Source organism: Streptomyces sp. NRRL F-525 (assembly GCF_000716605.1).
In the GTDB taxonomy this organism is placed as follows: Bacteria; Actinomycetota; Actinomycetes; order Streptomycetales; family Streptomycetaceae; genus Streptomyces.
Genome location: NZ_JNXE01000016.1, coordinates 65,423 through 86,722, shown reverse-complemented (window position 1 = coordinate 86,722; position 21,300 = coordinate 65,423). Strand labels below are relative to the sequence as shown.

The 21,300-nt window shown below is 69.7% G+C and carries 20 protein-coding genes; 19 read left to right on the top strand and 1 reads right to left on the bottom strand.

The annotated features are described in order from the left end of the window. Positions 1-412: 412 nt before the first annotated feature. From OO69_RS23175 to ftsH, 6 genes are all read left to right on the top strand, one after another. Positions 413-1,897 carry a hypothetical protein gene (locus tag OO69_RS23175; RefSeq protein ID WP_033282661.1) on the top strand — a complete coding sequence of 495 codons (1,485 nt, stop codon included), beginning with the start codon at positions 413-415 and terminating at the stop codon, positions 1,895-1,897. 506 nt (positions 1,898-2,403) lie between these two features. After that, positions 2,404-3,735, top strand: coding sequence for an ammonium transporter (locus OO69_RS23170; protein ID WP_033282660.1), 1,332 nt, complete (start codon positions 2,404-2,406; stop codon positions 3,733-3,735). Next, positions 3,732-4,070: a P-II family nitrogen regulator gene (locus OO69_RS23165; RefSeq protein ID WP_003997576.1), complete on the top strand. Its 339-nt coding sequence runs from the start codon at positions 3,732-3,734 to the stop codon at positions 4,068-4,070. Before OO69_RS23170 ends, OO69_RS23165 begins: the two co-directional genes overlap by 4 nt. 24 nt (positions 4,071-4,094) lie before the next feature. Continuing rightward, the gene (locus tag OO69_RS23160; RefSeq protein WP_033282659.1) at positions 4,095-6,545 is read left to right on the top strand and encodes a [protein-PII] uridylyltransferase; all 2,451 of its coding nucleotides are present in this window, start codon (positions 4,095-4,097) and stop codon (positions 6,543-6,545) included. 300 nt (positions 6,546-6,845) lie between these two features. Then, the gene (ffh, locus tag OO69_RS23155; protein WP_033282658.1) at positions 6,846-8,399 is read left to right on the top strand and encodes a signal recognition particle protein; all 1,554 of its coding nucleotides are present in this window, start codon (positions 6,846-6,848) and stop codon (positions 8,397-8,399) included. A 124-nt stretch (positions 8,400-8,523) separates the two neighbouring features. After that, a complete protein-coding gene (gene ftsH, locus OO69_RS23150; protein WP_033282657.1) occupies positions 8,524-10,461 on the top strand; it encodes an ATP-dependent zinc metalloprotease FtsH in 1,938 nt (645 codons plus the stop codon). Between the two features lie 33 nt (positions 10,462-10,494). Here ftsH and OO69_RS23145 read toward each other — a convergent pair whose 3' ends face one another. Continuing rightward, positions 10,495-11,352 (bottom strand): SAM-dependent methyltransferase, encoded by an 858-nt coding sequence (locus OO69_RS23145; protein WP_199811003.1) that lies wholly within the window; start codon positions 11,350-11,352, stop codon positions 10,495-10,497. Between the two features lie 198 nt (positions 11,353-11,550). Here OO69_RS23145 and proS point away from each other — a divergent pair, with 198 nt between their 5' ends. The 13 genes from proS to OO69_RS23080 all read left to right on the top strand — a co-directional run bounded on the left by proS (position 11,551) and on the right by OO69_RS23080 (position 21,216). After that, positions 11,551-12,966, top strand: coding sequence for a proline--tRNA ligase (gene proS, locus OO69_RS23140; protein WP_033282655.1), 1,416 nt, complete (start codon positions 11,551-11,553; stop codon positions 12,964-12,966). Between the two features lie 260 nt (positions 12,967-13,226). After that, positions 13,227-13,820, top strand: a complete 594-nt coding sequence (locus OO69_RS23135; RefSeq protein WP_033282654.1) for a hypothetical protein — start codon at positions 13,227-13,229, stop codon at positions 13,818-13,820. Positions 13,821-14,107: 287 nt separating this feature from the next. Then, the gene (rpsP, locus tag OO69_RS23130) at positions 14,108-14,527 is read left to right on the top strand and encodes a 30S ribosomal protein S16 (protein WP_033282653.1); all 420 of its coding nucleotides are present in this window, start codon (positions 14,108-14,110) and stop codon (positions 14,525-14,527) included. Between the two features lie 2 nt (positions 14,528-14,529). Further along, positions 14,530-14,769, top strand: coding sequence for an RNA-binding protein (locus OO69_RS23125; protein ID WP_005479813.1), 240 nt, complete (start codon positions 14,530-14,532; stop codon positions 14,767-14,769). 82 nt (positions 14,770-14,851) lie between these two features. Beyond that, the gene (gene rimM / locus OO69_RS23120) at positions 14,852-15,412 is read left to right on the top strand and encodes a ribosome maturation factor RimM (RefSeq protein WP_033282652.1); all 561 of its coding nucleotides are present in this window, start codon (positions 14,852-14,854) and stop codon (positions 15,410-15,412) included. Next, on the top strand, positions 15,409-16,242 hold the full coding sequence (gene trmD / locus OO69_RS23115) for a tRNA (guanosine(37)-N1)-methyltransferase TrmD (protein WP_019058700.1): 834 nt from the start codon (positions 15,409-15,411) through the stop codon (positions 16,240-16,242). The genes rimM and trmD overlap by 4 nt, the downstream gene beginning before the upstream one ends. A 133-nt stretch (positions 16,243-16,375) precedes the next feature. Beyond that, positions 16,376-16,726 carry a 50S ribosomal protein L19 gene (rplS, locus tag OO69_RS23110; protein ID WP_033282651.1) on the top strand — a complete coding sequence of 117 codons (351 nt, stop codon included), beginning with the start codon at positions 16,376-16,378 and terminating at the stop codon, positions 16,724-16,726. Positions 16,727-16,771: 45 nt separating this feature from the next. After that, positions 16,772-17,488 (top strand): signal peptidase I, encoded by a 717-nt coding sequence (gene lepB, locus OO69_RS23105; protein ID WP_033282650.1) that lies wholly within the window; start codon positions 16,772-16,774, stop codon positions 17,486-17,488. Further along, positions 17,481-18,602: a signal peptidase I gene (gene lepB / locus OO69_RS23100; protein ID WP_033282649.1), complete on the top strand. Its 1,122-nt coding sequence runs from the start codon at positions 17,481-17,483 to the stop codon at positions 18,600-18,602. The genes lepB (OO69_RS23105) and lepB (OO69_RS23100) overlap by 8 nt, the downstream gene beginning before the upstream one ends. After that, positions 18,490-19,464 (top strand): signal peptidase I, encoded by a 975-nt coding sequence (gene lepB / locus OO69_RS23095; protein WP_078652539.1) that lies wholly within the window; start codon positions 18,490-18,492, stop codon positions 19,462-19,464. Before lepB (OO69_RS23100) ends, lepB (OO69_RS23095) begins: the two co-directional genes overlap by 113 nt. A gap of 78 nt (positions 19,465-19,542) precedes the next feature. Continuing rightward, a complete protein-coding gene (lepB, locus tag OO69_RS23090; protein ID WP_033282647.1) occupies positions 19,543-20,322 on the top strand; it encodes a signal peptidase I in 780 nt (259 codons plus the stop codon). Next, on the top strand, positions 20,312-20,851 hold the full coding sequence (locus OO69_RS23085) for an NUDIX hydrolase (RefSeq protein WP_033282646.1): 540 nt from the start codon (positions 20,312-20,314) through the stop codon (positions 20,849-20,851). The genes lepB (OO69_RS23090) and OO69_RS23085 overlap by 11 nt, the downstream gene beginning before the upstream one ends. 56 nt (positions 20,852-20,907) lie before the next feature. Further along, positions 20,908-21,216: a DUF2469 domain-containing protein gene (locus tag OO69_RS23080; protein WP_003965949.1), complete on the top strand. Its 309-nt coding sequence runs from the start codon at positions 20,908-20,910 to the stop codon at positions 21,214-21,216. Positions 21,217-21,300: the final 84 nt, after the last annotated feature.

Below are 21,300 nucleotides of genomic sequence, written 5' to 3'. Positions count from 1 at the left end.
CGAGACGGATGCGTGTCGTCACTCTGTGTTCACGCCTGCCCCGCGCCGCGTGGTCCAGGCAGCGTCCGGGAGTGCCTCGGGTGGTGTGCCCGACGGTGCGCGCCCCTGCGTGCACCGCTGCGCCCACCTTCGGCCGTCCTATGTCAAGTGAATCGTGCGCGGGCAACTGTAGGTTCATTCGAAGGGGTGGCGAATGGTGGCGTTTCCGCGATCGCCGTGGCTGGACGGGTGATCGTAGGATTACTTTGAGTGCACAAGTCCTCGGGGCACATGCGCTTGTGGGTATGCCGGAGGCAACTCGTCATCTCGTTCGAAGGGTGACAAGTGCGGGACGGGAAGCCGTATTTACCGGCATTCTGATAGGGCTTGGCGCACAGCGGCGACAAGTGGTTCCAGGGATGGGGGCGTTCCAGTGGGCGGCAACGGCGGAAGCGGGACAACCGCGGCCAGTACGGAGAAGCGCCCCAATGAGCTGCTCGGCTCGTGGTTCGTGCGCAGCGGCTGGTCCAAGGGTGAGCTGGCGCGTCAAGTGAACCGCAGGGCACGGCAGTTGGGGGCCAACCACATCTCCACGGACACCTCGCGCGTGCGCCGCTGGCTGGACGGCGAGAACCCGCGCGAGCCGATCCCGAGGATCCTCTCGGAGCTGTTCTCCGAGCGCTTCGGCTGTGTCGTCTCGGTCGAGGACCTGGGCCTGCGCGCGGCCCGCCAGGCACCCTCCGTGTCCGGCGTCGACCTGCCGTGGACGGCCCCGCAGACGGTGGCCCTGCTCAGCGAGTTCTCCCGCAGCGACCTCATGCTGGCCCGCCGCGGCTTCCTCGGGGCCTCGCTGGCCCTGTCGGCGGGGCCGTCCCTCATCGAGCCCATGCAGCGCTGGCTCGTCCCCGGCCCCTCGGCCCACCAGCCGGAGCCCGAGCCGGTGAGCGCCTCCCGGCACGTCGGGCGGCTGTCCCGGCCCGAGTTGGAGCTGCTGGAGTCCACCACCGCGATGTTCCGCAAGTGGGACGCCCAGTGCGGCGGCGGCCTGCGCCGCAAGGCGGTCGTAGGGCAGCTGCACGAGGTGACCGACCTGCTGCAGGAGCCCCAACCCGAGGCCACCACGCGGAAGTTGTTCAAGGTCGCCGCCGAACTCGCCGAGCTGGCCGGGTGGATGTCGTACGACGTGGGGCTCCAGCCCACCGCCCAGAAGTACTTCGTCCTCGCGCTGCACGCCGCCAAGGAGGCGGGCGACAAGCCGCTCGGGTCGTATGTGCTGTCCAGCATGAGCCGGCAGATGATTCATCTCGGGCGGCCCGACGACGCGTTGGAGCTGATCCACCTCGCGCAGTACGGCAGCCGGGACTGCGCGAGCCCGCGGACCCAGTCGATGCTGTATGCGATGGAGGCCCGCGCCTACGCCAACATGGGGCAGCCCGGGAAGTGCAAGCGGGCCGTCCGGATGGCCGAGGACACCTTCGGGGACGTACACGACTGGGACGACCCGGACCCGGACTGGATCCGTTTCTTCTCCGAGGCCGAGCTGTACGGCGAGAACTCGCACTCCTATCGCGACCTCGCCTACGTCGCCGGCCGCAGCCCGGCCTACGCCTCGCTGGCCGAGCCCGTCATGCAGCGGGCGGTGGACCTCTTCGCCAAGGACGAGGTGCACCAGCGGTCGTACGCACTCAATCTCATCGGCATGGCCACCGTGCACCTGCTGCGGCGGGAGCCCGAGCAGAGCGCGGTGCTGGCGACGGAGGCGATGACCGTCGCCAAGAAGGTGCGCTCCGAGCGCGTCAACACTCGTATCCGAAAGACCGTCGACACGGCGGTCCGCGACTTCGGTGAACTGGCCGAAGTCGTCGACCTCACCGACCGGCTCGCGATCGAGCTGCCGGAGACCGCCGAAGCGGTCTGACACCCCGAGCCCCGGCCGCGGCCGGCCCTCCCGAACCGCCCGACTCGGCTCCCCCATGCCAGGTCATTCGGAGGGCCGACCGCGGCCGGTCCTGTCCAACGGGACTCGTATTCGAAAGACCGGCCGCGCGGCCGTGCGAGGTACCGGTGGGACGGCCGGAAACGTCGGCCTCGGCGAGAGGCTTCCGAGCGGGCTGCGGGAGAGCGCTGAAGGGGTCTAGACCCCGTGCCCCGGCGCTCCCGTGCCAGGTCGGCGGAAGGCCGGGCGCGGCCGGTTTCCAGCCGCCGGAAAAGGTTGCGCCACGATAACGATCGCGCCGCCGGAGATCCGGCGGTTCATCGACGCGTAACACGTACGGCGCCTTCGTCACCCCGGTGAAACATCGAGGGGCTTCGACGGAAACCGCGCTGCGCCAATCTCATGGCGCATAACCGGACCCCCCGCCTTGACCGGACCGCATCCAGGCTTCGCCCGCACGGGGCCGTACAACCGACGAGGAGACGCCGATGGCATCAGCCGCCATCACGCTTGCCGCTGAGGCACCCAAACTGTCCTCCGCGAACACAGGCTTCATGCTGATCTGTTCTGCCCTGGTGCTGCTCATGACACCGGGACTGGCCTTCTTCTACGGAGGCATGGTCCGCGTCAAGAGCACCCTGAACATGCTGATGATGAGCTTCATCAGCATCGGGATCGTCACCATCCTGTGGATTCTCTACGGCTTCTCGCTCGCCTTCGGTTCGAGCAACGGCTTCATCGGCTACGACTCCCACTGGCTGGGCATGAGCGACGTCGGGCTGACGGACCTCTGGCCCGGCTACACCATCCCGATCTTCGTGTTCATGGTCTTCCAGATGATGTTCGCCGTCATCACGCCGGCCCTGATAAGCGGTGCCATCGCCGACCGCGTCAAGTTCTCGGCCTGGGCGCTCTTCGTCGCGCTGTGGCTGACGGTCGTCTACGTCCCGGTCGCCCACTGGGTGTGGGGCGCCGACGGGTGGGCCTACAAGCTCGGTGTGATCGACTTCGCCGGTGGTACCGCGGTCCACATCAACGCCGGTGCCGGCGCCCTCGGCGTCATCCTGGTCATCGGCAAGCGCGTCGGCTTCAAGCGTGACCCCATGCGTCCGCACAGCCTTCCGCTGGTCATGCTCGGTGCCGGTCTCCTGTGGTTCGGCTGGTTCGGCTTCAACGCCGGTTCGTGGCTCGGCAACGACGACGGCGTCGGCGCGCTGATGTTCGTCAACACCCAGGTCGCCACCGCCGCCGCCATGCTCGCCTGGCTCGCCTACGAGAAGATCCGGCACGGCGCGTTCACCACGCTCGGCGCGGCCTCGGGTGCCGTCGCCGGTCTGGTCGCGATCACCCCGTCCGGTGGCGCTGTCTCCCCGATGGGCGCGATCGCCGTCGGTGCCATCGCCGGTGTCGGCTGCGCCGCGGCCGTCGGCCTGAAGTACAAGTTCGGCTTCGACGACTCCCTCGACGTCGTCGGCGTCCACATGGTCGGCGGTATCCTCGGCTCCCTGCTGATCGGCCTCTTCGCCAGCGGCAAGGGTCAGTCCGAGGTGAAGGGCCTCTTCTACGGCGGCGGCATGCACCAGTTCTGGATCCAGTGCGCCGGTGTCTTCGCGGTCCTCTTCTACTCCCTGATCGTCTCCGCGATCCTCGCCTTCCTCCTCGACAAGACCATCGGTATGCGGGTCACCGAGGACGAGGAGATCTCGGGCATCGACCAGGCCGAGCACGCTGAAACCGCATACGACTTCAGCGGCGCCGGCGGTGGCCTCAGCGGGGGCACGCTCACCTCCGCCACGGAGACGAAGAAGGTGGACGCATGAAGCTCATCACCGCCGTCGTGAAGCCCCACCGGCTCGACGAGATCAAGGAAGCCCTGCAGGCCTTCGGGGTCCACGGTCTGACGGTCACCGAGGCGAGCGGCTACGGTCGTCAGCGGGGACACACCGAGGTCTACCGGGGCGCCGAGTACACGGTCGACCTGGTCCCCAAGATCCGCATCGAGGTGCTGGCCGAGGACGACGACGCCGAGCAGCTGATCGACGTCATCGTCAAGGCCGCCCGCACCGGCAAGATCGGTGACGGCAAGGTCTGGTCCCTCCCGGTCGAGACGGCCGTCCGGGTCAGGACCGGCGAGCGCGGTCCGGACGCGCTCTAAAAAGAAACGAACAGGAGTCGCTGGGTGACGAGTACGGACGTGCGCAAGGATGCAGAGGACTCCGGACCCAGCGGCTACGCGGCGGCCCGGCTGCGCCTCCTCACTGAGGGGGTGCGGTCCGGGCCGCCGCGCCGTGCCGCCCTCGCCGAACTGACCGACGACTGGCTGACCGGCCTCTTCACCGCCGGTTCCGAAGCGCTCAAGGGCGTCTCCCTGGTCGCGGTCGGCGGCTACGGCCGCGGCGAGCTCTCCCCGCGCAGCGACCTCGACCTGCTCCTCCTGCACGACGGCGGCGACTCCGGCGCGGTCGCCGCGCTGGCCGACCGCATCTGGTACCCGGTCTGGGACCTCGGCCTCGCCCTCGACCACTCCGTCCGCACCCCCGCCGAGGCCCGCAAGACCGCGGGCGAGGACCTCAAGGTCCAGCTCGGCCTCCTCGACGCCCGTCACATCGCGGGCGACCTCGGCCTGACCGCCTCCCTGCGGACGGCCGTCCTCGCCGACTGGCGCAACCAGGCGCCCAAGCGCCTCCCCGAACTCCAGGAACTCTGCGCCGAACGCGCCGAGCGCCAGGGCGAGTTGCAGTACCTCCTCGAACCCGACCTCAAGGAGGCCCGCGGCGGCCTGCGCGACGCCACCGCGCTGCGCGCCGTAGCCGCCTCCTGGCTGGCCGACGCCCCGCGCGAGGGCCTCGCCGACGCCCGCCGCCGCCTCCTCGACGTGCGCGACGCCCTGCACCTCACCACCGGCCGCGCGACCGACCGGCTCGCACTCCAGGAGCAGGACCAGGTCGCCGCCGAGCTGGGCCTCCTCGACGCGGACACCCTGCTGCGGCAGGTCTACGAAGCGGCGCGTGTCGTGTCGTACGCCAGTGACGTCACCTGGCGTGAAGTGGGGCGCGTGCTGCGGTCCCGTGCCGTGCGGCCGAGGCTGCGCGCGATGCTGGGCGGGGGCGCGAAACCCGCCGCCGAGCGCTCCCCGCTCGCCGAAGGCGTGGTCGAGCAGGACGGCGAGGTGGTGCTCGCCCGCGCCGCACGCCCCGAGCGCGACCCGGTCCTTCCGCTGCGCGCCGCCGCTGCCGCCGCACAGGCCGGCCTCCCGCTCTCCCTGCACGCCGTACGGCGCCTCGCGGCCACCGTGCGCCCGCTGCCCACGCCCTGGCCCGCCGAGGCGCGCGAGCAGCTGGTGACGCTGCTCGGTTCCGGGCAGCCCACGGTGGACGTGTGGGAGGCGCTGGAGGCGGAAGGCCTGATCACCCGGCTCCTCCCCGACTGGGAGCGGGTGCGCTGCCGCCCGCAGCGCAACGCCGTGCACATCTGGACCGTCGACCGCCACCTCATCGAAACCGCCGTCCGCGCCTCGGAGTTCGCCCGCCGCGTCAGCCGCCCCGACCTCCTGCTGGTCGCCGCGCTGCTGCACGACATCGGCAAGGGCTGGCCCGGCGACCACTCGGTGGCCGGCGAGATCATCGCCAAGGACGTGGCCGCCCGCATCGGCTTCGATCGCGCCGAGGTCGCCGTACTCGCGACCCTCGTACGTCATCACCTGCTGCTCATCGAGACCGCCACCCGGCGCGACCTGGAGGACCCGGCGACGGTCCGCTCGGTCGCCGAGGCGGTCGGTACGACCAGCACCCTGGAACTGCTGCACGCGCTCACCGAGGCGGACGCGCTGGCCACCGGACCGGCCGCCTGGTCGTCCTGGCGGGCCGGTCTCGTCACCGACCTGGTGAAGCGGGTCGCCGCGGTGCTCTCCGGGGACGCCCCCGAGGAGCCCGAGGCGGGCGCGGCCACGGCCGAACAGGAACGCCTGGCGATCGAGGCCGTGGCGACCGGCGGCCCGGTGCTGGCCCTGCGCGCCCAGACCGAACCCCCGACCGAGGACGAGCCCGCGGGCGACCCCGAACCCCTCGGCGTGGAGTTGCTGATCGCCGTCCCGGACCAGCCGGGCGTACTCCCCGCGGTGGCCGGCGTCCTGGCGATGCACCGCCTGACGGTCCGTACGGCGGAACTGCGCGCGCTGGACCTGCCGGACGGCGTGGAGGGTTCCGTCCTCCTGCTCAACTGGCGGGTCGCCGCCGAGTACGGCTCCCTGCCCCAGGCCGCCCGGCTGCGCGCCGATCTCGTACGCGCCCTGGACGGCTCCCTGGACATCGCGGGCCGCCTCGCCGAGCGCGACGCCGCGTATCCGCGCCGCCGGGGCGTCGTGGCCCCGCCCGCCCGCGTGACGGTCGCCCCGGCCGCGTCCCGGCACGCGACGGTGATCGAGGTGCGCGCGCACGACGCCCCGGGGCTGCTGCACCGGATCGGACGGGCGCTGGACGACGCGGGGGTGCGGGTGCGGAGCATGCACGTCAGCACGCTGGGCTCCAACGCGGTGGACGCGTTCTACGTGACCCAGGCACCCGGCGCGCCCCTGGCGGGGGACGAGGCGCTGGCGGTGGCCCGGAAGCTGGAGGAGAGACTGAGGGAGTGACCTGCCGATCGCTCTCGCGTCGGCGGGGCGTGCTGCTCCGCAGTCGCGGGGCTGATCCGGCGGTGGACGCGGGGCGTGATCACCCTGGAGTTGTTCTCCGCCGGTAGGACGGGCTCTCCGCTCCCGCAGGGGCGATCCGGCGCTGGACGCGTCCTGCGTGAGCATCGCGGAGTTGTTCGCCGCCGGCGCGCGGGTTCCGTCCCCGCTCGCTGAATACAGCAGGCGGGGACGATTGTCTTGCGCGGCCGGATACCCTGGAAGACACCCACACCGACCCCGACTCCGAGGACCGACGCCGCCGTGTTCGATACTCTCTCCGACCGCCTCTCAGCGACCTTCAAGAATTTGCGTGGCAAGGGGCGTCTGAGCGAGGCGGACATCGACGCCACCGCGCGTGAGATCCGGATCGCCCTTCTCGAAGCCGACGTGGCCCTGCCGGTCGTCCGGACGTTCATCAAGAACGTCAAGGACCGTGCCCTCGGCGCCGACGTCAACAAGGCGCTGAACCCGGCCCAGCAGGTCCTGAAGATCGTCAACGACGAACTCGTGACGATCCTCGGCGGCGAGACCCGCCGCCTGCGCTTCGCCAAGAACCCGCCGACCGTGATCATGCTCGCGGGTCTGCAGGGTGCCGGTAAGACGACCCTCGCGGGCAAGCTCGGCAAGTGGCTCAAGGACCAGGGGCACTCGCCGCTGCTCGTCGCCGCCGACCTCCAGCGCCCGAACGCCGTGAACCAGCTGAGCGTCGTCGCCGAGCGCGCCGGTGTCGCGGTCTACGCGCCCGAGCCGGGCAACGGCGTCGGCGACCCGGTCAAGGTCGCCAAGGACTCCATCGAGTTCGCGAAGTCCAAGGTCCACGACATCGTGATCGTGGACACCGCGGGCCGCCTCGGCATCGACCAGGAACTGATGCAGCAGGCCGCGGACATCCGCGACGCGGTCTCGCCGGACGAGATCCTCTTCGTCGTCGACGCGATGATCGGCCAGGACGCGGTCAACACCGCCGAGTCCTTCCGCGACGGCGTCGGCTTCGACGGCGTGGTGCTCTCCAAGCTCGACGGCGACGCCCGCGGTGGTGCGGCCCTGTCGATCGCGTCCGTCACCGGCAAGCCGATCATGTTCGCGTCGAACGGCGAGAAGCTCGACGACTTCGACGCCTTCCACCCGGACCGGATGGCCTCCCGCATCCTCGACATGGGTGACCTGCTCACCCTGATCGAGCAGGCGGAGAAGACGTTCAGCCAAGAAGAGGCCGAGAAGATGGCCTCCAAGCTGGCATCCAAGAAGGGCCAGGACTTCACCCTCGACGACTTCCTGTCCCAGATGGAACAGGTCAGGAAGATGGGCAGCATCTCCAAGCTGCTCGGCATGCTCCCCGGCATGGGCCAGATCAAGGACCAGATCAACAACCTGGACGAGCGGGACGTCGACCGTACGGCCGCGATCATCAAGTCGATGACCCCGGCCGAGCGCGCCGAGCCGACCATCATCAACGGCTCGCGCCGCGCCCGTATCGCCAAGGGCTCCGGCGTCGAGGTCAGCGCCGTGAAGGGCCTGGTCGAGCGGTTCTTCGAGGCCCGCAAGATGATGTCCCGCATGGCGCAGGGCGGCGGAATGCCCGGCATGCCGGGGATGCCGGGCATGGGCGGCGGCCCCGGCCGCACCAAGAAGCAGCCCAAGCAGGCCAAGGGCAAGCAGCGCTCCGGCAACCCGATGAAGCGCAAGCAGCAGGAACTGGAAGAGGCCAAGCGCCGCGAGGCCGGTGCGGCGCAGGGCGGCAACGCGTTCGGACTGCCCGAGCAGGGCGGCCAGGACTTCGAGCTGCCGGACGAGTTCAAGAAGTTCATGGGCTGAGCTTGAGAAGGTCCATGGGCTGACGGCCCGTCTTCTACGTCACTGAGGGCGCCCCTCTTTAAGAAGGGCGCCCTCGGCGCATCCTGAGCGTGCCGACGCCTGGCCCGTGTCGTAACTTGCCGATATGACCAACCCCGCGCCGCCGCGCAAGTCCCCGGATCAGCCCTGGCGTACCGAGGGCACTCCCGACGAGCCCCCGAAGCCGTCGCCGGGCGGGAAGAAGATGCGTGGCGGCTGGTGGAGTCTGATCCTCACCGCGCTGGTCGTGTACCTGGTCGCGAACCTGATCCTGTCGTTCTTCAACGAGGGCGACGAACCGACGATCTCGTACACGGAGTTCAGCAAGCAGGTCGACGCGGGCAACGTCACCAAGATCTACGCCAAGGGCAACGCGATCCAGGGCCAGCTCAAGAAGGAGCAGAAGAACCCGGACGGCGACGGCAAGTACACCAAGTTCGACACCGAGCGGCCGACCTTCGCGGACGACAAGCTGTGGGAGGACCTGACCAAGCACAACGTCACCGTCACGGCCGAACCCGTCCTCCAGCACCGCAGTTTTCTGGCCAATCTGCTGATCTCGCTGGCCCCGATGCTGCTCCTGGTCGTGCTGTGGCTCTTCATCGCGCGTCGGATGAGTTCGGGGCTCGGCGGCGCGGGCGGCATGCTCGGCCGCAAGGCCCCGCCCAAGCCGGTCGAGCTGGAGCCGGGCAAGCAGCGCACGACCTTCGAGGACGTCGCCGGCATCGACGAGGTCGAGGGCGAGCTGAACGACGTCGTCGACTTCCTGAAGAACCCCGACGAGTACCGCAAGATGGGCGCCAAGATGCCCCGGGGCGTGCTCCTCGCGGGCCCGCCCGGGACCGGGAAGACGCTGCTCGCGCGGGCGGTCGCGGGGGAGGCGGGGGTGCCGTTCTTCTCGGCGTCGGCCTCCGAGTTCATCGAGATGATCGTCGGTGTCGGTGCCTCACGCGTGCGTGAACTGTTCGCGGAGGCCCGCAAGGTGGCCCCCTCGATCATCTTCATCGACGAGATCGACACCATCGGCCGGGCCCGCGGCGGCGGCTCCGGCATGGGCGGTCACGACGAGCGCGAGCAGACCCTGAACCAGATCCTCACCGAGATGGACGGCTTCTCCGGCTCCGAGGGCGTCATCGTCATCGCGGCCACCAACCGCGCCGACGTCCTGGACCCGGCGCTCACCCGCCCCGGCCGCTTCGACCGGGTGGTCGTGGTCTCGCCGCCCGACCGGGGCGGCCGCGAGGCGATCCTGGAGATCCACACCCGCGAGATCCCGCTCGCGAAGGACGTGAACCTCGCCCAGGTCGCCCGCACGACCCCGGGCATGACCGGCGCCGAACTCGCCAACCTCGCCAACGAGGCCGCCCTCCTCGCCGTCAAGCGCAAGCAGAGCGAGGTCACCCAGTCCGACCTCTCGGAAGCCCTGGAGAAGGTTCAACTGGGCGCGGAACGCCCGCTGGTGATGCCCGAGGAGGAGCGCCGCCGCACCGCCTACCACGAGAGCGGCCACGCCCTCCTGGGCATGCTCCAGCCCGGCGCCGACCCGGTCCGCAAGATCACCATCGTCCCGCGCGGAAGGGCCCTCGGCGTCACGCTCTCGACCCCGGACGCGGACAAGTACGCGTACACCGAGGAGTACCTGCGCGGCCGCATCATCGGCGCCCTCGGCGGCATGGCCGCGGAACAGGTCGTCTACGGCGTGATCACCACCGGCGCCGAGAACGACCTCGAACAGGTCACCAACATCGCGCGCGGGATGGTCGCCCGCTGGGGCATGAGCGAGCGCGTCGGCCGCCTCTCCGCCCTCCCCAGCGACGCCCAGCAGGCCTACGGCCTCTCGGCGGCACCGGGGACCCTGGACGTGATCGACCACGAGATGCGCCGCATCGTCGACGAGTGCTACGACGAGGCCATCCGTAAACTCGGCGACCACCGCGACCAGTTGGACGCGCTCGCGGCGGCCCTCCTGGAGAACGAGACCCTGGAGGAGACGGACGCCTACCGCATCGCGGGCGTCACCCGCCTCTTCAAGGAAGAGCCGTAGTCATCCCCAGGTCGCACGTGCGATGACTCATCCTCAGGTCGTACGCGCGATCAGATACCGGAAGACGTTCGGCATCCACACCGTCCCGTCCTGCCGACGATACGGATGCAACGCCTCCGCCAACTCCTTGTCCACCTGCGCCTGATCCGTCGCGACGATCGCCGCGTCGAAGAGCCCCGTCGACAGCAGCCCTCGTACGGCACTCTCGACATCGGCGTACCCGAAGGGGCACGCCACCCGGCCCGAGCCGTCCGGCCTGAGACCCGAGCGGTGGGCGACCACCTCCAGGTCGTCGCGCAGGACCGGGCGCGGGCTGCCCGTGCCGCGCAGCGGGTCCGCCAGCCTGGTGGCCACCCGCAGCACGGACGAGGTCGCGCAGCGCTCCGGCGGACCCCAGCCCGCCAGCACCACGGGCGTCCCGCGCGCGGCGAGCGGTGTCGCGGCGGCGAGCGTGTCCCCGAGTCCCTCCGAGTCGCCCGCCAGGCACCCGATGGGCTCGAAGGCGGTCACCAGGGTGTACGCGGGCGTCTCCGCGCCGGCCGCGTCCCTGGGGGAGCCGTAGACGAGCCGGGTGTGCGCACGCGCGCGTGGGGACCAAGCGGTCGGCAGCAGTCGCTCGCGGGCGAGGGCCAGGCGCTCGGGGGAGAAGCGCTCGACACCGGTGACCGTCGCGCCTCTGGAGGCCGCCATCAGCAGGGCGAGCCCGGAGCCGCAGCCGAGGCCGAGCAGCCGGGTGCCGGATCCCACTTCCAGTCGCTCGTAGACCGCTTCGTAGAGCGGTACCAGCATCCGCTCCTGGATCTCGGACCAGTCACGCGCGCGTGCACCCAGGTCCACGCGGGGCGCAGGCCCCGCATGAGGTAGGTACTGCCGCACGAGCGTAGGTGTCATGGAAAGCGCCCCAATCCGCCGAGAGTTGTGGCCGTGCCCGTTTCCGAGGCCCCCGTGATGTGCGCCCGCACTTCCCCCGTATGCCAGCAAACTCCGCGCTCGCCACGGCGTCCAGGGGTTGTGAGGCCCGGCTTGTGGCTTCTCTGTGGGAGTGAAAAGAATTCACATGACGGCAACGCGGGCCCGTACGATCTCGCCATGGCCAAGGCACCCGTACTCACACCCCGGGCGGACGACTTCCCCCGCTGGTACCAGGATCTGATCAGCAAGGCCGAGCTGGCCGACAACGGCCCGGTGCGCGGCTCCATGGTCATCCGACCGTACGGGTACGGCATTTGGGAGCGGATGCAGGCGGAGATGGACGCCCGCATCAAGGAGACGGGCACCGAGAACGCGTACTTCCCGCTGCTGATCCCGCAGTCCTACCTCGCCCGCGAGGCCGACCACGTCGAGGGCTTCGCGCCCGAGCTGGCCGTGGTCACGCACGGCGGCGGCAAGGAGCTGGAGGAGCCCGCGGTCGTCCGGCCCACCTCCGAGATGATCATCAACGAGTACTTCGCGAAGTGGGTGCAGAGCTATCGCGACCTGCCCCTGCTGATCAACCAGTGGGCGAACGTGGTCCGTTGGGAGCTGCGGCCCCGGCTCTTCCTCCGTACGAGTGAGTTCCTGTGGCAGGAGGGCCACACCGCGCACGCGACCTACGAGGAGGCGCGCGACTTCGCCGCGCACATCCACCGCCAGGTGTACGAGGACTTCATGGTCAACGTCCTCGCGATGGACGTCGTCCCGGGCCGCAAGACGGTCAAGGAGCGGTTCGCGGGCGCGATCAACACCCTCACCCTGGAAGGGATGATGGGCGACGGCAAGGCGCTGCAGATGGCGACCAGTCACGAGCTGGGCCAGAACTTCGCGAAGGCCTTCAACACGCAGTACCTGTCGAAGGAAGGCAAGCAGGAGCTGGTCTGGCAGACCTCCTGGGGCTCCACCACGCGCATGATCGGCGCCCTGGTGATGATGCACGGCGACGACGACGGACTCCGGGTGCCGCCGCGGCTGGCGCACATCCAGGTCGTCGTGCTCGCCATCAAGGGCGACGAGGCGGTTCTGGCCAAGGTCCGCGAGATCGGGGCCCGGCTGAAGGCGGCGGGCGTGCGCGTCCGGGTCGACGACCGCACGGACGTCCCCTTCGGGCGTCGCGCCGTCGACTGGGAGCTGAAGGGCGTGCCGGTGCGGATCGAGGTCGGACCCCGTGACCTGGAGAACGGCACGGCGATGCTGGCCCGCCGCATCCCCGGAGGCAAGGAGCCGGTGGCGATCGACTCCCTCGTAGAGCTGCTTCCCGTAGTCCTGGAGGAGGATCAGGCGCTGCTGCTGAGGCAGTCCCGCGAGCGGCGCGAGTCCCGTACCTCCGAGGTGTCGACGGTCGCGGAGGCCGTAGAGGCCGCGACCGCCGGCGGCTGGGCGCGCATCCCGTGGGCCACGCTCGGCGAAGAAGGCGAGGCCGCGCTGGCCGAGCACGCGGTGACCGTACGGTGTCTCGTCGCCGAGGACGGGTCGGTACCGGACTCCGACACGGCACCCGGTAACGTCGCGATCGTCGCCCGCGCTTACTGAAGCGCCGGGCTCCGGCGGGAGAGCGACCGAAACGCCCCTTGCGCAACGGCGGACATCAGCTCACCCGGCGCGCGGACACCGTCTACGCGCCGGGTCGTACGTGGGCCTACGCACCACCTTGTGCTGAGCTGTGAGGCTTCTCCGCAGATCAGCGCACCCGCCCTCCTCCGGACGCATCAGCGGCAACTGACGGGTACGTGCAAATTATTTGGGATGCCCCGGAATCGGAACACAGGGGCACTCCGGCTCGTTGTCATTACGTGAGCACGACACAGACACCACCTGTTCTCGCCGCAGAGCTGGCAGAGGCGTGGGCCGATATTCAGCGGTACCACCCCGAACTGCCCGATCTGGCCGCGCCCGAGTCCCTGATCGGAGAGTCGTCGTCCGCCTGCGGACACGAGCTCTCCTTCGAGCGACTGCTGCATGAGGCAGTCCATGGCATCGCCGCTTCGCGCGGCGTGCGTGACACGTCCCGCGCCGGCCGCTACCACAACCGCAGATTCCTTGCGATCGCCGAGGAGCTGGGCCTGGACCACCCCGACGAACCGCATCCCAGCAGCGGTTTCTCGCTGGTCCAGCTCAACCCCGAGGCGAAGCGGCGCTACCGGCCGACGATCGAGCGCCTCCAGCGCGCGCTCAAGGCCCACACCGTCGCCACCTCGGCCGACACCTCCCGTACCTTCCGCGGCCCGGCCGCCCGTCACGGCTCGTCCGGTGGTGGCGTCCGCGTCAAGGCGGTGTGCGACTGCGGTCGTAACGTACGGGTCGTCCCGTCGGTGCTGGCCCAGGCGCCGATCGTGTGCGGGGGCTGCGGCAAGCCCTTCCGCATTCCGGAGGCCGTGGCGGCCTGAGGACGCGGCTGCTCGTGGCAGCCGCATCCCGCGGGCCGGGTTGCGCACACCCGCGCCGGTCACCTCCCGGCGCCGGGTGTCGCTTCGGCGTGGGCGGGAGCATGTCGGGGGCATGCTCCCCGGTCGGGCGGGCCGCCGGGGTGTGGCACAATGGCTAGCTGTACTCGACAGCCGCACAGGAACCCTCTCGCCTCCGGCTGACGCGTCCATCGGGCACTCGGGTACCGCAACCCCACGCGGCCATCTCGCCGTGCCCAACCACGTCAAAACCAGGAGAACCCACTCCCGTGGCAGTCAAGATCAAGCTGAAGCGTCTGGGCAAGATCCGTTCGCCTCACTACCGCATCGTCGTCGCCGACTCCCGTACCCGCCGTGATGGCCGGGCCATCGAGGAGATCGGTCTGTACCACCCGGTGCAGAACCCCTCGCGCATCGAGGTCGACACCGACCGTGCGCAGTACTGGCTGAGTGTCGGCGCGCAGCCGACCGAGCCCGTGCTCGCCATCCTGAAGCTCACCGGCGACTGGCAGAAGTTCAAGGGCCTGCCGGCCCCGGCTCCGCTGCTCGTGGCCGCGCCGAAGGCCGCGCGTCCCGTGTTCGACGCCCTCGGTGGCGACGACGCGAGCAAGGGTGAGGCGATCACCCAGAAGAAGAAGGCTGAGAAGAAGGACGAGGCTCCGGCCGAGTCCGAGTCGACCGAGGCCTGAGCATGCTCGAGGAGGCTCTCGAGCACCTCGTGAAGGGCATCGTCGACAACCCTGACGATGTGCAGGTCGCCTCGCGCGACCTGCGTCGCGGGCGCGTGCTGGAGGTCCGGGTGCACCCCGACGACCTCGGCAAGGTGATCGGCCGCAACGGCCGCACCGCTCGCGCTCTGCGCACCGTCGTGGGCGCAATCGGCGGCCGAGGTGTCCGCGTCGACCTTGTCGACGTGGACCACGTCCGCTGACGCTTATCGCACACCGGCTCGGGCCGGGGAGGGCCACTGGCCGTCCCCGGCCCGATCTGCATGAAACAGGAGAAGTGGACACGTGCAACTGGTAGTCGCACGGATCGGCCGTGCCCATGGCATCAAGGGCGAGGTCACCGTCGAGGTACGCACCGACGAGCCCGAGCTCAGACTCGCCCCCGGCGCCGTCCTGTTCACGGACCCCGCCCCGACGGGACCGCTCACCATCGAGACGGGCCGCGTCCACAGCGGCCGCCTCATCCTCCGCTTCGAGGGCGTCAGCGACCGCACCGGCGCCGAGGCCCTGCGCAACACCCTCCTGATCGCCGAGGTCGATCCCGAGGAGCTGCCCGAGGAGGAGGACGAGTACTACGACCACCAGCTGATGGACCTCGATGTCGTCACCAAGGACGGCGAGGAGGTCGGCCGGATCACGGAGATCTCGCACCTGCCCTCCCAGGACCTCTTCATCGTGGAGCGTCCCGACGGCAGCGAGGTGATGATCCCGTTCGTCGAGTCGATCGTCGTCGAGATCGACCTGGAGGAGCAGCGCGCGGTCATCGACCCGCCGCCCGGACTGATCGACGACCGGGCCGAGGTCGTGTCCTCCAAAGAAGACTCTTCAGAGGACGCCGACGCATGAGGCTCGACGTCGTCACGATCTTCCCCGAGTACCTCGAACCGCTGAATGTCTCCCTCGTCGGCAAGGCACGCGCGCGTGGACAGCTGAATGTGCACGTGCATGATCTGCGCTCCTGGACCTACGACCGCCACAACACGGTCGACGACACCCCCTACGGCGGCGGCCCCGGCATGGTCATGAAGACCGAGCCCTGGGGCGACGCCCTGGACTCCGTCCTGGCCGACGGCTACGAGACGGGCTCCGGCGCACCGGCGCTCATCGTGCCCACGCCCAGCGGCCGCCCCTTCACCCAGGAACTCGCCGTAGAACTCTCCGAGCGCCCCTGGCTGGTCTTCACGCCCGCCCGCTACGAGGGCATCGACCGGCGGGTGATCGACGAGTACGCGACGCGGATGCCGGTCTACGAGGTGTCCATCGGTGACTATGTGCTCGCCGGCGGCGAGGCGGCCGTCCTGGTCGTCACGGAGGCCGTGGCACGGCTGCTGCCGGGTGTCCTGGGCAACGCCGAGTCCCACCGCGACGACTCCTTCGCGCCCGGCGCCATGGCCAACCTCCTGGAGGGGCCGATCTACACCAAGCCGCCCCAGTGGCGCGGCCAGGGGATCCCGGACGTGCTGCTCAGCGGCCACCACGGCAAGATCGCCCGCTGGCGGCGCGACGAGGCGCTGAAGCGCACGGCCGCCCACCGGCCCGACCTGATCGAGCGCTGCGAGCCCAAGACCTTCGACAAGAAGGACCGCGAGATGCTCTCGATCCTGGGCTGGTCACCGGACCCGGCGGGGGAGCCGTACGGCCGATTTTGGCGCAGGCCGGACGGCGTGGAAGAATAGGTCGCTGTTGTGCGTCGTCCGGCGTGCGCCCCTGCCACAGGGGGACATGACGCCCGCCCCGACACGGACAGCATCCTTCCCTTCACCTATCTCCCGTCGGTGACCTGTGGCATCGATGAAGAAAGCAGACGAAATGTCCCACCTGCTCGACATCGTCGACGGCGCCTCGCTGCGCACCGACGTCCCGGCCTTCCGCCCGGGTGACACCGTCAACGTCCACGTCCGCGTCATCGAGGGCAACCGCTCCCGTGTGCAGCAGTTCAAGGGCGTAGTCATCCGTCGCCAGGGCGCCGGTGTCCGCGAGACCTTCACGGTCCGCAAGGTCTCGTTCTCCGTCGGCGTCGAGCGCACCTTCCCGGTGCACACCCCGATCGTCGAGAAGATCGAGCTCGTGACCCGTGGTGACGTCCGTCGCGCGAAGCTGTACTACCTCCGTGACCTGCGCGGCAAGGCCGCGAAGATCAAGGAGAAGCGCGACAACTGAGCTTGATACGGGGTTCTCATCGGGGCCGGATAACATCTGGCTCCGATGGACACCGAAGCACAGCACACGGAGCGCGACCGCTCCTCCCGCCCTTCCGACTCCGAGGACACCTCGGACACCGGAGGGCCGGAGGACCGGTCGCGCTTCGCGTTGGTGTCGTGGGTCGCCGAGTGGCTGCCCGGCGGCCGGATCACCCTGACTGCCCTGGTCTGTCTGGTGTTCCTGCTGCTGCTCAACACCTTCTTGCTGCAGCCTTTCCAGATTCCCAGCGGATCCATGGAATCCGGATTGAGGATCGGCGACCGCGTTCTCGTAAATAAGTTGGCGTACCGTTTCGGTGCTCATCCGCGGCGCGGCGACATCGTCGTGTTCGACGGAACCGGCTATTTCGGGGACGCCGACTACATCAAGCGCGTTGTGGGTGTGGGGGGAGACCACGTGCTCTGCTGCGACGAGAAGGGGAGGCTCGAGGTGAACGGGCGGTCGGTCGACGAGACGGCGTTCCTGTACCCCGGGGACGCTCCGTCCACCGTGGCGTTCGACGTGGTCGTGCCCGACGGCACGCTGTTCGTCCTCGGTGACCACCGCGGCGACTCAAGTGACTCCCGGGACCACCTGGGCGACCCGGGCGGAGGCATGATTCCTGTTGGTGACGTCATCGGGCGAGCCGACTGGGTCGTCTGGCCCGCCGGGCACTGGACCCACCTCGTCCGACCCGGCGCCTACGCGCGCGTACCCGCCGCGGACGGCGCCCATGGGTAACCGCGGCAAGCCGCGCGGCGCGACGCCGCCGGGCGGCTCCTTCGGGAACGAGAACCTGCTGCCCACCGGTTTCCGGCGTGCGGGCGCGGGCGCGCTCGCCCCGGCCGGGGGAGCGGGCCGCAGCCGGGCCGAGCGGCGCAAGCTCCAGCGCAAGGTCAAGCGGCGCCGACGGCGGTCCGCAGTCCGGGAGATACCGCTCCTGGTCGGTGTCGCCGTCCTCATAGCCCTCGTCCTGAAGACCTTCCTCCTCCAGGCGTTCGTGATCCCGTCGGGCTCCATGGAGCAGACGATCCGCATCGGCGACCGTGTGCTGGTCGACAAGTTCACCCCGTGGTTCGGCTCCGAGCCCAAGCGCGGCGACGTCGTAGTCTTCCACGACCCGGGCGGCTGGCTCGCGGACGAGCAGACCACCAAGAAGAACGACCCGATCGTGGTCAAGCAGGTCAAGGAGGGCCTCCAGTTCATCGGCCTGCTGCCGTCCGACAACGAGAAGGACCTCATCAAGCGGGTCATCGGCGTCGGCGGCGACCACGTCAAGTGCTGTGACGCGCAAGGGCGGGTGACCGTCAACGGCGTCCCCCTGACCGAGGCCGACTACCTGTATCCCGGGAACGCACCGTCCGAAACGGCGTTCGACATCACCGTCCCCAAGGGGCGGCTGTGGGTGATGGGCGACCACCGCGGCAACTCGGCGGACTCCCGCGCACACCAGAACACCAACTACGGAGGCACGGTCGCGCTCAGTTCGGTGGTGGGGCGGGCCAAGGTGATCGCCTGGCCCATGGGCCACTGGACCAGCCTGAACGAACCTAAAACCTTCGCATCGGTTTCCAACTCCGTGTCGGGGACGACCGCCGGTCCCGAACTGTCGCATAGGGTTGCCCCGGTCGATCCGAACGGATCGGTCCAACTCCCGAGCCCTGCGGAACTCCCGCTCGTTATGGGAGTGGTGGGCCTGCGCCGAGGATGGGGCAGGCGGCGGCACAGAGTAAGGAGTTGGCGTGGGGGATGTGGCGGTTGGCGCACGGTCCGGACACGATGGCGAGGAGCACCACGGACGTCCCGTGGAAGCACCCGCCCCGGCCGCGGACAGCGCCGTGACCTCAGGGAGTGACTCCGGCCCGGACGAGGACGGTACGGCGCCGGGCGACGCGACCCGCACCGAGGAGCAGGGGCCGGGCGACCAGCCCCCGCAGCCGAGGAAGCCGCGCTCCTTCTGGAAGGAGCTGCCGATCCTGGTCGTCATCGCGCTCGTCCTCGCGCTGCTGATCAAGACGTTCCTGGTGCAGGCGTTCTCCATCCCCTCGGACTCGATGCAGAACACCCTCCAGCAGGGCGACCGCGTCCTGGTCGACAAGCTCACCCCGTGGTTCGGCTCCAAGCCCGAGCGCGGCGAGGTCGTCGTCTTCCACGACCCGGACGACTGGCTGGCGGGCGAGCCGGCGGCGAACCCCAACGCCCTGCAGACGGTGCTCAGCTGGATCGGTCTGATGCCGTCCGCCCAGGAGAAGGACCTCATCAAGCGGGTCATCGGCGTCGGCGGCGACACCGTCTCCTGCAGCGGCACCGGCCCGCTGATGGTCAACGGCAAGGCGCTGAACGAGCCGTACGTCTACCCCGGCAACACCCCGTGCACCAACGACGACCAGGGCGGCCAGTTCACCGTCAAGGTCCCCAAGGGCGACATCTGGGTGATGGGCGACCACCGGCAGAACTCGCGGGACTCGCGCTACAACCAGTCCGACAAGCACCACGGCATGGTCCCGGTGAAGGAGGTCGTCGGCCGCGCGATCGTCAAGGCCTGGCCCATCAACCGCTGGGGCACGCTGCCGATCCCGGACACCTTCGACCAGACGGGCATCAACACCCAGGCCTCCGCCTCCCGCCTCCTGACGGCCGCTCCGGAGGGCCTCGCCCTCGTCGGTGTCCTGCCGCTGGCGCTGTGGCGCCGCAAGCGGTCGGGCAAGGACGAGTAAAGGCCTTGTAGAGCTTGTGACCTTGGTCCCGGAGGAAGGGCTGACCACCCTCGGTACCGCCGGGTAGGGTGCGGACCCATGGGTGGCGAGAGCGCAACACGTACGGCCCCGCGTACCGGCGGTGGCACAGGCAAGGGCCCGGTGGGCAGCCGGACCGGACAGCGGTTGTCCGGACTGGCCGTCGCGCTGGGCCTTGTGCTGTTCCTCGGCGGCTTCGGCTGGGCAGCGGTGGTCTACCGGCCGTACACGGTGCCGACCAGCTCGATGACGCCGACGATCGACGCGGGCGACCGGGTGCTGGCCCAGCGGGTCGACGGCGACGAGGTGCACCGCGGCGACGTCGTGGTCTTCACCGACAAGACCTGGGTGACGAACGCGCCCGTGGTCAAGCGGGTGGTCGCCGTCGGCGGGGACACCGTCTCCTGCTGCACGAACGGCAAGCTGGTCGTCAACGGCAAGCAGATCGCCGAGGACTACCTCAAGGGCGGCGCGGTCGAGGACAAGTCGATCCCCGTGGTGAAGGTCCCCAAGGGCCGCCTGTTCCTCCTCGGTGACGAACGCCAGGGCTCCCTGGACTCCAGCGCCCACCTCACGGACGTAGCCAGCGGCACCGTCGCGAAAAGCGCCGTGAGCGCCCGCGTGGACGCCGTCGTCTGGCCCATGAAGGGCATGCTGGAGCGCCCCACCGGCTTCGAGCCGCTCGGCAGCCTCTCCCACCCCGGCCCGCTGCGCACGATCCTGGCCCTGATCGTCGTGGGCGCGGTCCTCGTCCTCGGCGGCGGCGCCTACGGCCCGGTCGCCAAGCTGGCGGCAGGCCGCCGCGCCCGCACCCGGACGGAGCCCGCCGGTGCCCGCTGAGGCCACCGAGGAGGGCCCGTACGGCGACTCGTACGAGGGCGGCCTGCGCAAGGTCGCCCGGGTCGTCCTGCTCGATCCCCAGGACCGCATCCTGCTGCTCCACGGCCATGAGCCGGACGATCCGTCCGACGACTGGTGGTTCACCCCGGGCGGCGGCCTGGAGGGCGACGAGACCCACGAGGAGGCGGCCCTACGGGAACTCGCGGAGGAGACCGGCATCACCCAGGTCGAACTCGGCCCGGTGCTGTGGACGCGGACGTGTTCCTTCCCGTTCGCGGGCCGCCGCTGGGACCAGGACGAGTGGTACTACCTGGCCAGGACGTCCGCCACGGCCGAGGGCGTGCCCGGCGCCACGGCCCTCACCGAACTGGAGCGACGCAGCGTCTCCGGAGCACGTTGGTGGACGTACCGGGAACTGGACCGGGCGCATGAGACGGTGTATCCGACCAGACTCGCCGAGCTGCTCCGCAGGCTGCTCGACGAAGGTCCCCCGGCCGGGCCCGTGACCCTTGACACCGAAATCGTCTAGGGGCTTACGGGACTGGCGCACAATGGTGGGATCGCACGGGTGAAGGGGAACATGCCATGAGCGCCGAGGACCTCGAAAAGTACGAGACCGAGATGGAGCTGAAGCTCTACCGGGAGTACCGAGATGTCGTCGGTCTGTTCAAATATGTGATCGAGACCGAACGGCGCTTCTACCTCACCAACGACTACGAGATGCAGGTGCACTCGGTCCAGGGTGAGGTGTTCTTCGAGGTGTCCATGGCGGATGCCTGGGTGTGGGACATGTATCGACCGGCTCGCTTCGTCAAACAGGTCCGCGTGCTCACGTTCAAGGACGTGAACATCGAGGAGCTGAACAAGAGCGACCTGGAGCTGCCGGGCGGCTGACGGCGGATACCCGCGGGGTGGCTTTCACTCGTGCGGGTGACGGAGTTCTCCACAATCACCGAACGGTCCACCAAGATCCACTTG